Source organism: Streptomyces sp. NPDC002853 (genome assembly GCF_053591915.1).
In genome coordinates, this window is the sequence record NZ_JBSFUS010000008.1 from 488351 (window position 1) to 502845 (window position 14495).

16 protein-coding genes are annotated in these 14495 nt (G+C 70.9%); 9 read left to right on the top strand and 7 right to left on the bottom strand.

Annotation, left to right across the window (positions count from 1 at the left end):
* The first annotated feature begins 10 nt into the window (after positions 1 to 10).
* Entirely contained in the window at positions 11 to 166 is a 156-nt protein-coding gene (locus ACWD02_RS24350) for an SCO1431 family membrane protein (protein ID WP_363211071.1), read from the top strand.
* Here the strand turns inward: ACWD02_RS24350 and ACWD02_RS24355 are convergent.
* From ACWD02_RS24355 to ACWD02_RS24370, 4 genes are all read right to left on the bottom strand, one after another.
* Complete coding sequence (locus tag ACWD02_RS24355) at positions 144 to 1073, bottom strand: hypothetical protein (protein WP_451214454.1); 930 nt, start codon at positions 1071 to 1073, stop codon at positions 144 to 146. The two genes, ACWD02_RS24350 and ACWD02_RS24355, sit on opposite strands and share 23 nt — an antisense overlap.
* Positions 1070 to 1369 carry a hypothetical protein gene (locus ACWD02_RS24360; protein WP_451214456.1) on the bottom strand — a complete coding sequence of 100 codons (300 nt, stop codon included), beginning with the start codon at positions 1367 to 1369 and terminating at the stop codon, positions 1070 to 1072. Before ACWD02_RS24360 ends, ACWD02_RS24355 begins: the two co-directional genes overlap by 4 nt.
* Before the next feature lie 30 nt (positions 1370 to 1399).
* Positions 1400 to 1969 (bottom strand): DUF6114 domain-containing protein, encoded by a 570-nt coding sequence (locus ACWD02_RS24365; RefSeq protein ID WP_451214458.1) that lies wholly within the window; start codon positions 1967 to 1969, stop codon positions 1400 to 1402.
* A 71-nt stretch (positions 1970 to 2040) separates the two neighbouring features.
* A complete protein-coding gene (locus ACWD02_RS24370) occupies positions 2041 to 2655 on the bottom strand; it encodes a DUF6230 family protein (RefSeq protein ID WP_451214460.1) in 615 nt (204 codons plus the stop codon).
* Between the two features lie 135 nt (positions 2656 to 2790).
* Between ACWD02_RS24370 and ACWD02_RS24375 the strand changes: the two genes are divergently transcribed.
* A complete protein-coding gene (locus tag ACWD02_RS24375; protein ID WP_451214462.1) occupies positions 2791 to 3453 on the top strand; it encodes a TetR/AcrR family transcriptional regulator in 663 nt (220 codons plus the stop codon).
* 71 nt (positions 3454 to 3524) lie between these two features.
* Here ACWD02_RS24375 and ACWD02_RS24380 read toward each other — a convergent pair whose 3' ends face one another.
* Positions 3525 to 4790, bottom strand: a complete 1266-nt coding sequence (locus ACWD02_RS24380; protein WP_451214464.1) for a glycoside hydrolase family 18 protein — start codon at positions 4788 to 4790, stop codon at positions 3525 to 3527.
* Between the two features lie 372 nt (positions 4791 to 5162).
* Here ACWD02_RS24380 and ACWD02_RS24385 point away from each other — a divergent pair, with 372 nt between their 5' ends.
* The 3 genes from ACWD02_RS24385 (at position 5163) to ACWD02_RS24395 (ending at position 9177) form a co-directional block, all read left to right on the top strand.
* Positions 5163 to 6338 (top strand): acyl-CoA dehydrogenase family protein, encoded by a 1176-nt coding sequence (locus tag ACWD02_RS24385; RefSeq protein WP_451214466.1) that lies wholly within the window; start codon positions 5163 to 5165, stop codon positions 6336 to 6338.
* Between the two features lie 598 nt (positions 6339 to 6936).
* Entirely contained in the window at positions 6937 to 8064 is a 1128-nt protein-coding gene (locus ACWD02_RS24390) for a hypothetical protein (protein ID WP_451214468.1), read from the top strand.
* A gap of 12 nt (positions 8065 to 8076) precedes the next feature.
* Positions 8077 to 9177 (top strand): phosphotransferase family protein, encoded by a 1101-nt coding sequence (locus tag ACWD02_RS24395; RefSeq protein WP_451214470.1) that lies wholly within the window; start codon positions 8077 to 8079, stop codon positions 9175 to 9177.
* 3 nt (positions 9178 to 9180) lie between these two features.
* Here the strand turns inward: ACWD02_RS24395 and ACWD02_RS24400 are convergent, their stop codons facing one another.
* Positions 9181 to 9627 carry a hypothetical protein gene (locus ACWD02_RS24400; protein ID WP_451214472.1) on the bottom strand — a complete coding sequence of 149 codons (447 nt, stop codon included), beginning with the start codon at positions 9625 to 9627 and terminating at the stop codon, positions 9181 to 9183.
* Between the two features lie 199 nt (positions 9628 to 9826).
* On the opposite strand from ACWD02_RS24400, the gene ACWD02_RS24405 reads away from it, so the two are divergent.
* The 4 genes from ACWD02_RS24405 to fxsA all read left to right on the top strand — a co-directional run bounded on the left by ACWD02_RS24405 (position 9827) and on the right by fxsA (position 13955).
* Positions 9827 to 10267, top strand: a complete 441-nt coding sequence (locus ACWD02_RS24405) for an Lrp/AsnC family transcriptional regulator (RefSeq protein ID WP_160503714.1) — start codon at positions 9827 to 9829, stop codon at positions 10265 to 10267.
* Between the two features lie 58 nt (positions 10268 to 10325).
* Positions 10326 to 11969, top strand: coding sequence for an amidohydrolase (locus tag ACWD02_RS24410; RefSeq protein WP_451214474.1), 1644 nt, complete (start codon positions 10326 to 10328; stop codon positions 11967 to 11969).
* Positions 11970 to 12458: 489 nt separating this feature from the next.
* The gene (locus ACWD02_RS24415; RefSeq protein WP_451214476.1) at positions 12459 to 13298 is read left to right on the top strand and encodes a polyprenol monophosphomannose synthase; all 840 of its coding nucleotides are present in this window, start codon (positions 12459 to 12461) and stop codon (positions 13296 to 13298) included.
* 75 nt (positions 13299 to 13373) lie between these two features.
* Positions 13374 to 13955 (top strand): FxsA family membrane protein, encoded by a 582-nt coding sequence (fxsA, locus tag ACWD02_RS24420; protein WP_451214477.1) that lies wholly within the window; start codon positions 13374 to 13376, stop codon positions 13953 to 13955.
* Positions 13956 to 14047: 92 nt separating this feature from the next.
* Here the strand turns inward: fxsA and ACWD02_RS24425 are convergent, their stop codons facing one another.
* Entirely contained in the window at positions 14048 to 14422 is a 375-nt protein-coding gene (locus tag ACWD02_RS24425) for an RNA polymerase-binding protein RbpA (protein ID WP_030360404.1), read from the bottom strand.
* Positions 14423 to 14495: the final 73 nt, after the last annotated feature.

Sequence of the window (14495 nt, forward strand, 5' to 3'; positions counted from 1 at the left end):
GAGTGATGCCATGACCGCTGCCACAGCCACTGCCACCGCACAGCCCCGGGCGACCACGCGCACCGGCGGCCCCAAGGAAGACGGCCCGAAGGTCCTCGAGCACGTCCTCGGCTGGACCCTCGTCGTCGTCCTCGCGATGCTCGTCACGCAGATCGGTCTGTTGTGACCCCGGTCACGCCGTTCTCCTGGTCGGCGTAGGCCTGACCCGGGGCGAGATCCGCCCGCCAGTGCCGGTGCGGCACGCCCACGAGTCCGTACAGCAGGCGCACGGGCGAGCGCCGAGACAGCAGCGTGAGCCCCGCGATCACCGCGAACAGCGGCAGGCCGAGCCACCCGCCCAGGAGCCGCACGAGGACGCTCGCGACGAGCGCGCCGACGAACGGCAGGCCGTGGACCCCGGCCGCCGCGACGGCGATCGCCAGGAACCGGTGCACCTCGCGGTCCTCGTCGGCGCCGGGCAGCGACCAGCCCTCCATCAGCCAGCCGATCTCCGTCAACAGCATCGTGCCGATCACGGCCGCGCCGAACACCAGCAGCGCGAGGAACGTCCCGGACGTCAGGAAGTCCAGTACGTGGTTGACCACGCTGTCCTGCCGCCAGTCGGCGAAGTCCCGGGCCTCGGCGGAGAAGAACCGCTCGTACCCCCTGCCGTCCCAGCCGTGGACCAGCGTCCAGAAGAGCAGGAAGTACCCGCCCACGCACTGGAGATACGCCCAGTAGCCCGCCCCCACGAGGACGAGCCCCTGCGCCACCAGGAACCCGAGGATCGCCGCGACCGGGATGCCTCCCGCGTAGAAGAGCACGAACCCGGCCCACACCCCCACGTGCCCGTCCGCGACGTGCATCGTCGCCCAGGCGGGGTTCTGCCAGAGCAGGAAAAGCCCCGTCGGCACCATCAGGACCGCCGCGAAGAGCACGGTGAGCGCGAGATACGGATTGGCGGCACGGCTGCGCGTCCGCGGCCCCTCGCCCGCGTTGATCCGCTCCCACACCTGGAGCTGCCGGCCCGCGGAGAGCGCGAACGTCGCGCCGATCGCGTACGCCCAGAAGAGGGCCGCCTGGATCTGGATCATGCCGACGCCTTCAGGGTGAGGCCGCCCGCGACGATCAAGTCCGAGGTGACGAGGGCCTGTTCGGCCTGCACGTCGGTCATGAAGACGAACGGCGGCACGACGGGCGGCACCGGCAGCTTGTCGGGCGTGAAGGTCAGACAGAGCAGCCCCTCCAGGCAGCCCTTGAACTTCGTCAGATAGAGCGTGACGGAGCCGCTGAGGTCCAACGTGTCCGCACCCAGGGCGAGTTCCCTGCTTCCGTCGCGCGTCTTCAGTCGGTAGTCGGTGAGCGAGGCGGCCTTCATCTTCAGCACCATGACCTTCAACGGCCCCTCGGCCGTGGGGATCTAGCGTACGCCGGCCAGGAGGAAGCCCTGCGGCGAGAAGAGCGTGGTGGTGACCGTCGGCGGTGTCCGTGCCGCCACGACCGTGTCGCCGGGCGCCGCCCTCGCCGGAGTGCCGCCCCACAGCGTCGCCCCCACCATGAGTACCGGCAGCAGTATGCCGAGCGTCCGCGTGCCCTGCCCGTCCCGCACCCTCGGCCGCTCGGCGTCCTCTTCGGCACCCTCGGGCACCGGCGTCCAGCCGAAGCCCATCGCGCTGCCGACGATGCCGAGTGCCATGCCCACCAGGAACCCGCCGAGGTTCGTGGCCGCGAACGAGAGCACCGACAGGATCAGGGCGTTGACGCTCACATAGTGATGGGCGTGCGGCAGCAGCCACAGGAAGATCCCGGCGGCGATCAGGGCGAGCCCGATGCCGATCGCCGCGAGCCCGCCGAGCCCCAGACTGACCAGGACGGTCAGCGGCGACAGCGGCACGAGGAGCAGCTCGGCGCCGCCGAGTACCAGGAGCAGTCCGCCCCAGAAGGGCCGGGTGCGCCGCCACCTGCGCAGCGCGCGCCGCGCTTCCGGCAATGGCAGGCGCTTGTCGAGCCACCCGCCGCCGTCTGGGCCCCACGCCCTGACCCCGGCTCTCCGGCCGCCGGTCAGAAGCACTTCTTGCCGCCGATGCTGACGTCGAGCTTCATGCCCTTGAGCCGGAAGTTCCCGCCGGTCGCCGACCAGGCGTGGGACTTCACCCCGGAGACGGTGATGTCCCCGGCCTGCAGCCCGAACTTCCCCCGCTCGCCCTTGACGCCGGACACCTCGTCCAGGGTCGAGGCGTCCCGGCCGATCTCCGCGGTGCCGAAACGGGCGTCGCCCTCCAGGTCCTCGCCGTCGATGATGAGATTGCTCGCGGTGACCTGGCCCGCGGAGCCGCCCGCGGTCAGCTTGAACACCACGGTGCCCACCGGGGTCTTCACCTCGGCTGCCTGGCAGATGTCGGACAGGGTCGCGTCACCGATCCCGAGGAGCGCCACCGGGTGCCCCTTGCCGTCGATGTCCCGGTCGGTCTGTACGTAGGAGGACAGGCCCTCGCTGGTGAGCTTGCCGGATGACACCTGGAAGCTGGTGCCGGAGACGGCGAAGGAGGCGGCGAGCGCCCCCTCGGCCATCACGGAGGCCATCGCGCCGACGGCCAGGACGGTCGGCAGGGCCACGACGGCCGTCTTCTTCCAGGAGGTTCTGCCCTCGCGCAAAGGGGTACGCGCTGCGCTCATGAGTCTTCCTCCCGTACGGCGGTCCGTGTGCGTAGGGGGAGTGCGTGAGAGAGCGCCTTCGGACGCAGAACCGGCAGGTGGCGTTGGTTCTGCCATACTGCGGATTCCCGAGGCAGTTGGAGACTAGGGCCGAAATTGAATAATAGTCAACAGCGCGGCATCGACCGTCCCGCGGACGCTCGCCCGCAGGCACGCGGCACCGACCGCTCCGTGGCGCGCCGCGCCGAACTCATCACCATCGGGCGGAAGTTGTTCGCCGACACGTCGTACGACGCGCTCTCGATGGACGACATCGCCAAGCAGGCGTCCGTCGCCAAGGGGTTGATCTACTACTACTTCAAGTCCAAGCGCGGCTACTACCTCGCGATCATCGAGGACTCGGTCGCGGAGCTGGTCGCGCGCGCCGGGCGCCACGACGACCTGCCGCCCGCCGAACGGGTGCACAGCACGATCGACGGCTATCTGCGCTACGCCGAGCACCACCAGGCCGCGTACCGCACCATCATCAGCGGTGGCGTCGGCTTCGACGCCGAGGTGCACGCCATACGCGACGGCGTGCGCGAGGCCCTGATCGGCGCGATCGCCGACGGGGCGTACGGCCGCCGCGACATCCCGGAGCTGGCGCGCACGGCGCTGCTCGGCTGGCTGTGCAGTGTCGAGGGTGTCGCACTCGACTGGATCTCCAGCCGGGGTCTGACACGCGAGACGGTGTGTGACCTGCTGGTGCGGACCCTCGGCGACACCCTGCGCGTCATCGAGGAGTTCGAGCCGTCCTTTCCGGCTCCGCCGCGCTCGTGAGGTCCCGCCGCCGGCCATGAGGAAGGGGCGGGAGCCGACCGGCTCCCGCCCCAACGCCCTTGTCCATACGGTCAGTTGATGGCCTTGATCAGCTCACCGTTCGCCGTGTCGCCGCTGAGCTCCCAGAAGAAGGTGCCGCCGAGGCCGGCCTGGTTCTTGTAGTCCATCTTCCCCGCGATGGTCGCCGGGGTGTCATAGCTCCACCAGTTGGTGCCGCAGTGCGCGTACGCGGTCCCGCCGACCGTGCCGTTGGCCGGGCACTTGGTCTTCAGTTCCTTGTAGTCGTCGATGCCCGCCTCGTACTTGCCCGCGGCGGCGCCGGTGGCGGTGCCGCCGGGCTCCTTCTGCGTGACGCCGGTCCAGCCGCGGCCGTAGAAGCCGATGCCGAGCAGCAGCTTGTCGGACGGGATGCCGAGGCCCTGGAGCTTCTTGATGGTGGCGTCGGTGTTCCAGTTCGCCTTGGGCGCGCCCTCGTACGTCTTCAGCGGCGAGTGCGGGGCGGTCGGGCCCTTCGCCTCCCAGGCGCCGAAGTAGTCGTACGTCATCGGGTTGTACCAGTCGACGTACTGGGCGGCGCCCGCGTAGTCGGCGGCGTCGATCTTGCCGCCCTCCTCGGCGTCGGCCGGGATGGCCGCGGTGACGAGGTTGTCGCCGCCGAACTTCGAACGCACCGCGGACATCAGGTCCTTGTAGGCCGCGCGTCCGCTCGTGTCGCAGGTCAGACCGCAGGCGTTCGGGTACTCCCAGTCGATGTCGATGCCGTCGAAGACGTCGGCCCACTTGGAGTTCTCGACGAGGTCGTAGCAGGACTGGGCGAACGCGGCCGGGTTCTTGGCCGCCTCGGTGAAGCCACCGGACCAGGTCCAGCCGCCGAAGGACCACAGGACCTTCAGGTCCGGGTGGAGCTTCTTGAGCTTGCGCAGCTGGTTGAAGTTGCCGCGCAGCTCCTGGTCCCAGGTGTCGGCCTTGCCGTCGACGGACTGGTCGGCGGTGTACGCCTTGTCGGTCGCCGCGTAGGCGTCGCCCATCGCGCACTTGCCGCCCTGGACGTTGCCGAAGGCGTAGTTGATGTGCGTGAGCTTGTCGGCCGAACCGGACGTCTCGACGTTCTTGACGTGGTAATTCCGGTCGTAGGTACCCCACTCGGTGAAGTAGCCGACGACCTTGGAGCCTGCTGCGGCCTTGGAGTCCGCGGTTTTGCCGGAGGCGGCGGAAGCGGTGTCGGGGCCGGCGGCGGCGGTGCCCGCGCCGGCGAGCAGACCCCCGCCGAGCACGGCACAACAGGCGGTGGCTATGAGCGCCCTGAAGGGGGCGCGGGGGAGGTGCGGTCTGAGCATCGGATCTCCTCGTGGGGGGAGAGGGCGCATGGGGGGCGTGGTGCTGTTCGACCTGCGGATGCCAGGAGACGTCCGTGAACGTTGAATTGGCATGAACGCGGTAAAGCGCTCGGCTGGACTCTAGGAGGACTAGACCAGTGGGGTCAATGGTTCGGACCAATCCCGAGCCCCTCTTGCGGGCGTCGGTTATCTTTTGAGTAAGCGGTCGTTAACTAGTGACTGGCCGCCGCCGATCGGGCATACTCAACGCGCCAGAGCCGCTGGTCACAGCACCTTCCGCGACCCGGAAGGGCGCCATCGGCCGGGCTTGAGACACGGTGGCGCCGCATTACCCCGCGGGTCCGCCGCAGTGCCGAAAGGGAGGATGCGATCGTGCCTGAGCGAAGCTTGCAGCAGCCGGTGGACCGTCAGCTGCCCACGGACGAGGCGCGGGATCTGTTCTCGCTCGTCCGTGACCTCGTCCAGCGGGAGATCACTCCCCGCGCGGCCGAGGAGGAGGACGCCGGACGCTTCCCGCGCGAGGTCTTCGCCCTCCTCTCCGAATCCGGACTGCTCGGGCTTCCGTACGCCTCCGAGTTCGGCGGCGGCGACCAGCCGTACGAGGTCTATCTCCAGGTCCTCGAAGAGCTCGCCGCGGCACGGCTCACCGTCGGTCTCGGCGTCAGCGTCCACTCCCTGTCCTGCCACGCGCTCGCGGGGTACGGCACCAAGGAGCAGCAGGCCGAGCACCTGCCCGCGATGCTCGGCGGCGGGCTGCTCGGGGCGTACTGCCTCTCCGAGCCCGCGTCCGGTTCCGACGCGGCGTCCCTGCGGACGAAGGCCGTGCGGGACGGCGACCACTGGGTGATCAGCGGAACGAAGGCGTGGATCACGCACGGCGGGGTCGCCGACTTCTACACGGTCCTGGCCCGCACCGGCGGCGAAGGCGCCCGCGGCATCTCCGCGTTCCTGGTGCCGGGCGACGCCGAAGGGCTGAACGCGGCGGTGCCGGAGAAGAAGATGGGGATGAAGGGTTCGCCCACCGCGCAGATCAACTTCGACGGGGTGCGGGTGTCCGACTCCCGCCGCATCGGCGAGGAGGGTCAGGGCTTCGCGATCGCGCTCTCCGCGCTCGACTCGGGGCGGCTCGGCATCGCGGCCTGTGCGATCGGTGTGGCGCAGGCGGCACTCGACGAGGCGCTTTCCTATGCCACCGAGCGGCGGCAGTTCGGAAAGCCGATCGCGGACTTCCAGGGCCTTCGGTTCATGCTCGCGGACATGGCGACGCAGATCGAGGCGGGCCGGGCGCTCTATCTCTCCGCGGCGCGGCTGCGCGACGCGGGCAGGCCGTTCTCCAAGCAGGCGGCCATGGCGAAGCTGCTGTGCACGGACGCCGCGATGAAGGTGACGACGGACGCCGTGCAGGTCCTCGGCGGGTATGGCTACACCGCGGACTTCCCGGTGGAGCGTTTCATGCGCGAGGCGAAGGTGCTGCAGATCGTCGAGGGGACCAATCAGATCCAGCGGATGGTCATCGCCCGTCACCTCGCGGGTCCCGAGACGCGCTGAACTGACCGAGCCTGACCGGAGGCGCCGCTAGCCGCACCCACTCCGGGTCGTGCCGCCCCGGCAGGGTCTTGCCCCGCTCGGCCCAGCTCCGGATGAGCGCACGGTAGATGGGCGGATCCTGCAGGTGTGGCGGCTGGGGCTGGGGTGGTGGCGGCTGCTGCTGCTGGTGCGGGTGGGGGCGCTGCGGCTGCTGAGGACGCTGGGGAACCGATTCTGCGTCGGGCGGGGGAGCCGTCAGGAGGGTGCGCCTGCGGCGGCCGGTCGGCTGGTGCGCCATGGGCATCGGCGTGGGGGTGGTCATACGCGGCCAACGCGCCCCGCGGGGGACAAGTCACCGCCCGCGGGATTCGGCCCTCAGTTCGTGGCATGCCCGTGTCGAGGTTCGGGTGGACCCGCTTTCCGGCGACCCGCGACCCGCGCCCCGCGGCGATGGTGCGGTACCGGCGTCACGGCTCCCGAACGGGGAGGCACGGTTCCCCGAAGACGGGCTGACACGTGTCTGGCTCCGGCACGCGACCTGACGTACCGTCAACTCCGCGCCAAGGGCCCGGCGTCGGCCGCGCGCCCGTCAAACACCGCGCGCTCAGGGAGGTTTGCCGTGGCAGACGACCGCCCCGTCCCGCTCGACGAGTACCCGATCCATCAGGTCCCGCTGTCCATGAAGCAGGTCGCGACGGGCGACCGCAACGCATACGACCGCTGTATCTTCCACCTCTTCGATCACCAGGGACACGCGCTCCTCATCCTCGGGCTCGGTGTCTATCCGAACGTGGGTGTGATCGATGCGTACGCCACCTTGCGCATCGGCGATACGCTCCACGCCGTACGCGCGTCCGACGCGCTCGGCGACGACCGGATGAACCTCTCCGTCGGCCCCCTGACCATCACCGTCGAGGAGCCGCTGCGAAGGCTGCGCCTGACGTGCGCCGCCGATCCCGCCGACCCCGGCTCCCTCTCGTACGACATCACGTGGACCGCCGGTTTCCCCGCCCTCTGGGAGCCGCATCACATCCAGCGGCGCGGTGACCGGCTCTCCCTCGAAGGGCGCCGCTTCGTCCAGGCAGGCACCTGCGCGGGGGTGATCCGCGTCGATGGCGGCGACATCCCGGTGACGGCGGGGGAGTGGACCGCCACCCGCGACCGCAGCTGGGGAGTGCGGCCCATACCCGGCGAGGAACGCGGGCGCCTGGAAGAGGAGTTCGGGACCGAGGGCTTCCACTGGATCTGGAGCCCGGTGCGCTTCGACGACCGCTTCCTGATGGTCATCACCCAGGAGGACGCGGACGGCCACCGCTCCCTGAACGAGGCCACGGTCGTACGGAACGGGGTACGCGACCGCCAACTCGGCTGGCCCCAGGCGGACATCACCTACCGCTCCGGCACCCGGCACCCCGAGCGCGCCGTCATCCACCTCACCGACCCGGACGACCGCAAGCCCCTCGAACTCGGCGTCGAGGTCCTCGCCTCCCTGCCGCTGGCCGTGGGCGCCGGATACCCGCCCGCGGACGACTGGCAGCACGGCACCTGGCAGGGGCGGGACTGGACCGACCGCCGTACGTACGACCTGTCGGATCCGGCGGCGCACCCGATGGCCGCGTACGGAGTCATCGACCACGCCGCACGCTTCACCCTCAACGGGCGGACCGGATACGGCATTTTCGAGCACGGCAGCTTCGGTCGCCACGACCCGAGCGGCTTCACCGGCTTCGCGTCGGTCGCGCCCTGAGAGGAGCCCGCGATGGCGACAGAACCCAGCAGGCCCCGCCTGCGCACCACCACCCGCGATCCCGAGGAACTCACCCGCAGGCTCACGGCCTGGCTCGGCGTGCGGCTGCCCGGCGCCGAGGCCACCGGAGTGCGGGTACCCGAGTCCAACGGCATGTCGAGCGAGACCCTCCTCTTCGACATCGAGCACCCCCAACCACCGCTGCGGGCCTGTGCGTTGCGCGTGGCGGCGGACCCGGCCGCGTACACGATCTTCCCGGTCTACGACCTGCCGCGCCAGCACCGCACGATGCGGCTCGTCGCCGACCGCACCGACCTGCCGGTGCCGCGCGTGCTGTGGCTGGAGGAGGACCCGGGGCCGCTCGGCGCGCCCTTCTTCGTCATGGAGCGGGTCGAGGGACGCGTGCCCCCGGACGTCATGCCCTATACGTACGAGGGGAATTGGCTCCATGCGGCGAGCGACGCCGAACGCGCGCATCTGGAGGACGCGTCGATCCGCCTGATCGCCCACCTCCACGACCAAGTGCCCGTCGCCGAAGCCGAGTTCCTCGCCCTGCCCGGCGAAGGCAGCGCGCTGCGCCGCCACGTCGACGCCCAACGCACCTACTACGGCTGGGTGGTCGACGGCCTGCCCCGCTCACCCCTGATAGAGCGCGCCTTCGATCGGCTCGATGAGCAGTGGCCGAACGACGAGGGCGAGCCCGTCCTCAACTGGGGTGACGCGCGCATCGGCAACGTCATCTACGACGGCTTCGACCCCGTGGCCGTACTGGACTGGGAGATGGCGGCGCTCGCACCCCGCGAGGTCGACCTCGGCTGGATGGTCTATCTGCACCGCTTCTTCCAGGACCTGACGGTGAGCTTCGGGCAGGAGGGCCTCCCCGGCTTCCTGCGCCGCGACACCATCGAGGAGCGCTATGCCGGACTCACCGGCCACACGCCCTCGTCCATGGACTTCTACACGCTGTACGCGGCGCTGCGGCACGCCATCGTCATGCTGCGCGTCGCCTACCGCCAGGTGCACTTCGGCGAGGCCACCGTCCCCGAGGACCCGGACACGCTGATCCTGCACCACGCCAGCCTGGCGGCCATGGTGCAGGGCAGCTATTGGTAGTCCTCAGGCCGCGGAGCGGCGGTCCGGCTGGGGCACGACGCGCAGCGGGCGCGAGCCCTGGCCGCCGACGTGCGAGAAGGGCTGCGTCCGCCAGTCGAGCCCCTGAGGGAGCGTCAGGAGCAGGGCGGTGTCCTGCTCCTGAGCCTCCATCGACTCGTCGGCGGGCTCGGCGTCGGCCGCGGCACGCCCCGTGCCCGCGCACACCGTGAGCCCGAACGGGTTCCACGGCTGGGCGCACAGCGCGTGCTCGGGCAGCACGTCCTCGTCGGCCAGGAGCGCGATGGGCTGTGCGCAGTCCGGGCACGTCACCCGGTACATCTCGAAGGTGTCGTACGCGTCGAACTCGGATTCACCCGATTCGACGCCCTCCGATACGGGTGCGGACGTGGATTCGTCGGAGCGCTGCTGCTTGCTGCGGGCAGTGCGACCGGGGCGCTTCAGATTCTGCATGGGACTCTCCCCCTTGGGTGGGCCGAGAAGGCGCTGCGGCCTCGACCACAGCAAGCACTTCCCGTCCCGTCGTAGAGGTAATCGTGGCATCCCTTTGGACACGGTCACAGGTATGTGGCGTTCGTCACATGCCCCGAGAAGATGCCGCCGTCGCGCCTACCGGTATCCGCGGGGATCAAGAGCCCTGTAGGTTCGGCGCATGGAGGAGCTGGACCGACAGATCGTGCAGCTGCTCGTCAAGGACGGGCGGATGAGCTACACCGACCTGGGCAAGGCCACGGGCCTGTCCACATCGGCCGTGCACCAGCGTGTGCGCCGCCTGGAGCAGCGCGGCGTCATCCGCGGCTATGCCGCGGTCGTGGACGCCGAGGCCGTCGGGCTGCCGCTCACGGCGTTCATCTCGGTGAAGCCGTTCGATCCCAGCGCACCCGACGACATCGCCGAACGGCTCGCGGGCGTCCCGGAGATCGAGGCGTGCCACAGCGTGGCGGGCGACGAGAACTACATCCTCAAGGTGCGCGTCGCGACCCCCCTTGAACTCGAACACCTGCTGAGCCGCCTGCGCGCCCTCGCGGGTGTCTCCACGCGGACGACGGTCGTCCTGTCCACGCCGTACGAGGCCAGGCCCCCACAGGTCTGAGCCGCCCGCGGGTGACCCCTGCGCGGGCCCCGCACCAGGAGGGGCCAGACTGGGTCCCATGAGCGAGAGCACCACCCCCCAGAACGGCCCTCAGGGCCACCGCACCGTGCTGCTGCGCGGCGGCGACGTCCACAGCCCCGCCGATCCGTTCGCCACGGCCATGGTCGTCGAACGCGGGCACGTCGCCTGGGTGGGATCGGAGGGCGCGGCCGACGCCTTCGCCGACGGCGTGGACGAGGTCGTCGACCTCGAAGGAGCGCTCGTCACCCCCGCGTTCACCGATGCGCATGTGCACACCACGTCGACCGGTCTCGCCCTGACGGGCCTCGACCTGACAGGCGCCCGCTCCCTCGGCGAAGCGCTCGCTCTCGTACGTGAGCACGCCGCCGCCCGGCCCCACGACCGGGTGCTGCTCGGCCACGGCTGGGACTCGGCCCGCTGGGCGGACGGCCGTCCGCCCGCGCGCGCGGAACTCGACGAGGCGGCCGGTGGCCGTCCCCTCTATCTCACCCGCATCGACGTCCACTCGGCCGTCGTCACCACGGCGCTGCTCGACCTCGTCCCCGGCGTCACCGGGCGCACGGGCTTCTACCCGGACGCGCCGCTGACCGGCGACGCCCATCACGCGGTACGCGCCGCCGCGCTCGGCGCGCTCTCCCCGCAGCAGCGCACCGAGGCCCAGCGGGCGGCGCTGCGGCGCGCCGCGTCCCTCGGCATCGGCTCGGTGCACGAGTGCGCGGGCCCCGAGATCTCCAGCGAGGACGACCTCACCGGGCTGCTGCGCCTCGCCGCCGATGAGGCCGGGCCGCGCGTCGTCGGCTACTGGGCGCAGCAGGGCGAGGAAGGCGTCGCCCGAGCAAAGGAACTGGGGGCCATCGGCGCCGCGGGTGACCTCTTCGTCGACGGGGCCCTCGGCTCCCACACCGCCTGCCTGCACGAGCCGTACGCCGACTCCGGCCACACCGGAACCGCCTATCTGGACGCGGCCGCCGTCGCCGCGCACGTCGTCGCCTGCACCGAGGCCGGGGTCCAGGCGGGCTTCCACGCCATCGGCGACGCCGCGGTGACCGCCGTCGTCGAGGGCATCCGCGCCGCGTCCGAGAAGGTCGGCCTGGCCCGCGTCCGCGCCGCGAGGCACCGCGTCGAGCACGCCGAGATGCTCACCCCGGAGACGATCGCCGCCTTCGCCGAACTCGGCCTCACCGCCTCCGTGCAACCCGCCTTCGACGCCCTGTGGGGCGGCGACGACGGCATGTACGTCCAGCGCCTGGGCGCCGAACGGGCCCGCACCCTCAACCCGTACGCGGCCCTCCTGCGCGCCGGCGTCCCGCTCGCCTTCGGCTCCGACAGCCCCGTCACCCCGCTCGACCCCTGGGGCACCGTCCGCGCCGCCGCGTTCCATCAGACCCTCGAGCACCGCGTGTCGGTGCGCGCCGCCTTCACGGCCCACACCCGGGGCGGCTGGCGGGCCATCGGCCGGGACGACGCGGGTGTCCTGGTGCCGGGGGCGCCCGCCGACTACGCCGTCTGGCGCACCGCGGATCTCGTGGTCCAGGCGCCGGACGACCGGGTCGCCCGCTGGTCGACCGATCCGCGCTCCGGCACGCCCGGACTGCCGGACCTCTCCCCGGGTGCCGAACTCCCCGTCTGCCTGCGCACGGTGGTCTTCGGACAGCCGGTCTACGTAGGGCCGGACGAGTGATGTCCCGGCGGTGCGTACCGCCGATCGCGGCCCGTTGTCGCGTCGCACGACCTGCGTATCCTCGGCACTGACCTGGCTGTCTTTGGAATCGGCCCAGGTCACATGGCTATTGACAGAACGCGGCCGTCGGCCGGTAGGTTCGGCCGGGTCCACCAAAGGACGTCCGACCGGAGAAATTCCACGCAGCCGTCGAACGCCGCTGGGCCATGGGCGGTGTGCCGCACCGGCGCACCACCACTGGGAGCCAGGTCCAGCGCCCGCGCCGCGGAAGCGAGGGAACGTTCCACCGGGCCGGCAGGTGTGACCCGGGTGGGGCCCGGACGCTCAGTAGACAACGGCTCTCGGTCGACCCGCAGCCAGCGGGCCCCAGGTCGGCCCGAAGGGTGCCGGGCCCCGATCCGCAGTACTCCCCTCTACCGCCCGTGCCGCCGTGGCCGTGCGGGAAGCGGCCACTATGGTGGTCCTCTGCGTACGAACGAAGGGGCAGTAGTGAACGACGGCGGTGCGGTCTCCGAAACCGGTGACCAGGGGAGGCAGTTCGGCCCGCTCGGCCTGGCCTTGGTGATCATTCCGACCTACAACGAGGCGGAGAACATCCAGGCCATCGTCGGTCGTGTCCGCGTCGCCGTGCCCGAGGCGCACATCCTCGTCGCCGACGACAACAGCCCCGACGGCACCGGCAAGATCGCCGACGAGCTCGCGGCCGACGACGAGAACGTGCACGTGCTGCACCGCAAGGGCAAGGAAGGCCTGGGCGCGGCCTATCTCGCGGGCTTCCAGTGGGGCCTGGACAACGACTACGGCGTGGTCGTCGAGATGGACGCCGACGGCTCCCACCAGCCCGAGGAGCTGCCCCGGCTGCTCACCGCGCTCAAGGGCGCCGACCTCGTGCTCGGCTCGCGCTGGGTGCCGGGCGGACGGATCGTCAACTGGCCCAAGTACCGCGAGATCATCTCCCGCGGCGGCAGCACGTACTCCCGCCTGATGCTCGACGTGCCGATCCGCGACGTCACGGGCGGCTACCGCGCCTTCCGCCGCGAGACCCTCGAAGGCATCGGCCTCGGCGAGGTCGCCTCGCAGGGGTACTGCTTCCAGGTCGACCTGGCGCGCCGCGCGATCAAGGCGGGCTATCACGTCGTCGAGGTGCCGATCACCTTCGTCGAGCGGGAGCACGGCGACAGCAAGATGAGCCAGGACATCGTGGCCGAGGCGCTGTGGCGGGTCACCGCGTGGGGCGTGGGAGAGCGGGTGGGCCGCGTGGGACGCGCCCTGGGCCGCAAGGACGCCGAGGGAGCGCAGGAGCCCTCCAAGGACGGCAAGAAGTCCTGATCGTCGCTCCGGCGGCCGTCGCTTGTTGATCACTCCCTTATGCCGGTCTGAGCCGGGCCCAGGCACACTGGAGCCATGACGACTGGCGTACCGCCCACCCGACCCGCCCGGCCCCGGCGCTCCCGCGTCCTCAGGTTCCTGCCGCTCGGCATCGCCGCGTGGTTGGTCCTGGAGATCTGGCTGCTCACCGTCGTGGCGGGCGCCGCCGGCGGGCTCATGGTGTTCCTGCTGCTCGTGGCCGGTGTGGTGCTCGGCGGCATGGTCATCAAGCACGCCGGGCGCCGCGCCTTCCGCGAGCTGAGCGAGGCGGTGCAACAGCAGCAGAGCGGCCTGGCGCCGCACCCCTCCGAGCGGGGCGGCGGCAACGCCCTGACGATGCTGGGCGGCCTGCTGATCATCCTCCCGGGGCTGATCTCCGACGCCCTGGGACTGCTTCTGCTGGTGCCGCCCGTCCAGAAGGCCGTCAGCCGAAAGGCGGAGAAGACCTTCGAGCGCAAGGTCCGCGAGGCGGCCACGCAGGGCGGTCTCGGCGAGGCCTATCAGCAGGCGCGCATGCACCGTCCGGACGGAAAGGTCGTCCAGGGCGAGGTCATCAGGGACGACGAGCGGCCGCCCCGGGGCCCGCACCCGGACGACCCGCAGCTGCCTCCCCGCTGAGCGGGCCGGTGCAGCAGCCGTTGCAGCACGAAGGCCGGGGCCACTGCTCAGCAGCGGCCCCGGCCTTCGTGTGCGGTGTTGTCAGTTCGCCGTCAGGCGGACTTGCGGCTGTCCCGCGGATGCACCGCGATGTTCATGGCTCCTGACCGGAGAACCGCGAGGCGCTCCTCCAGGACCTCCTCGAGTTCCTCTCGAGTACGGCGCTCCATGAGCATGTCCCAGTGCGTACGCGCAGGCTTCCCCTTCTTCTCTTCAGGTCCGTCGCCGTCTACGAGGAGTGCCTGGGCCCCGCAGACCTTGCACTCCCACTCCGGCGGGATCTCCGCCTCGACCGAGAACGGCATCTCGAAACGATGTCCGTTCTGGCATGCGTACTCCACGGCCTGGCGCGGAGCCAGGTCGATGCCGCGGTCGGTCTCGTAGCTTGTCACCACGAGGCGCGTGCCGCGAAGAGCTCGCTCACTCATGAATCGTGCCTCCCGGGCTTGTCGCCCACAGGACAGGTGTCGCTGTCGTCGTCATCCGGTCAACGTCCGGTCG

What these genes read in the sequence shown, in the direction of transcription:
- ACWD02_RS24350 (WP_363211071.1), top strand. Translation starts at nt 11, where the DNA reads ATGACCGCTGCCACAGCCACTGCCACCGCACAGCCCCGGGCGACCACG.
- ACWD02_RS24355 (WP_451214454.1), bottom strand. Translation starts at nt 1,073, where the DNA reads ATGATCCAGATCCAGGCGGCCCTCTTCTGGGCGTACGCGATCGGCGCG.
- ACWD02_RS24360 (WP_451214456.1), bottom strand. Translation starts at nt 1,369, where the DNA reads ATGGTGCTGAAGATGAAGGCCGCCTCGCTCACCGACTACCGACTGAAG.
- ACWD02_RS24370 (WP_451214460.1), bottom strand. Translation starts at nt 2,655, where the DNA reads ATGAGCGCAGCGCGTACCCCTTTGCGCGAGGGCAGAACCTCCTGGAAG.
- ACWD02_RS24380 (WP_451214464.1), bottom strand. Translation starts at nt 4,790, where the DNA reads ATGCTCAGACCGCACCTCCCCCGCGCCCCCTTCAGGGCGCTCATAGCC.
- ACWD02_RS24395 (WP_451214470.1), top strand. Translation starts at nt 8,077, where the DNA reads ATGGCGACAGAACCCAGCAGGCCCCGCCTGCGCACCACCACCCGCGAT.
- ACWD02_RS24400 (WP_451214472.1), bottom strand. Translation starts at nt 9,627, where the DNA reads ATGCAGAATCTGAAGCGCCCCGGTCGCACTGCCCGCAGCAAGCAGCAG.
- ACWD02_RS24405 (WP_160503714.1), top strand. Translation starts at nt 9,827, where the DNA reads ATGGAGGAGCTGGACCGACAGATCGTGCAGCTGCTCGTCAAGGACGGG.
- ACWD02_RS24410 (WP_451214474.1), top strand. Translation starts at nt 10,326, where the DNA reads ATGAGCGAGAGCACCACCCCCCAGAACGGCCCTCAGGGCCACCGCACC.
- fxsA (WP_451214477.1), top strand. Translation starts at nt 13,374, where the DNA reads ATGACGACTGGCGTACCGCCCACCCGACCCGCCCGGCCCCGGCGCTCC.
- ACWD02_RS24425 (WP_030360404.1), bottom strand. Translation starts at nt 14,422, where the DNA reads ATGAGTGAGCGAGCTCTTCGCGGCACGCGCCTCGTGGTGACAAGCTAC.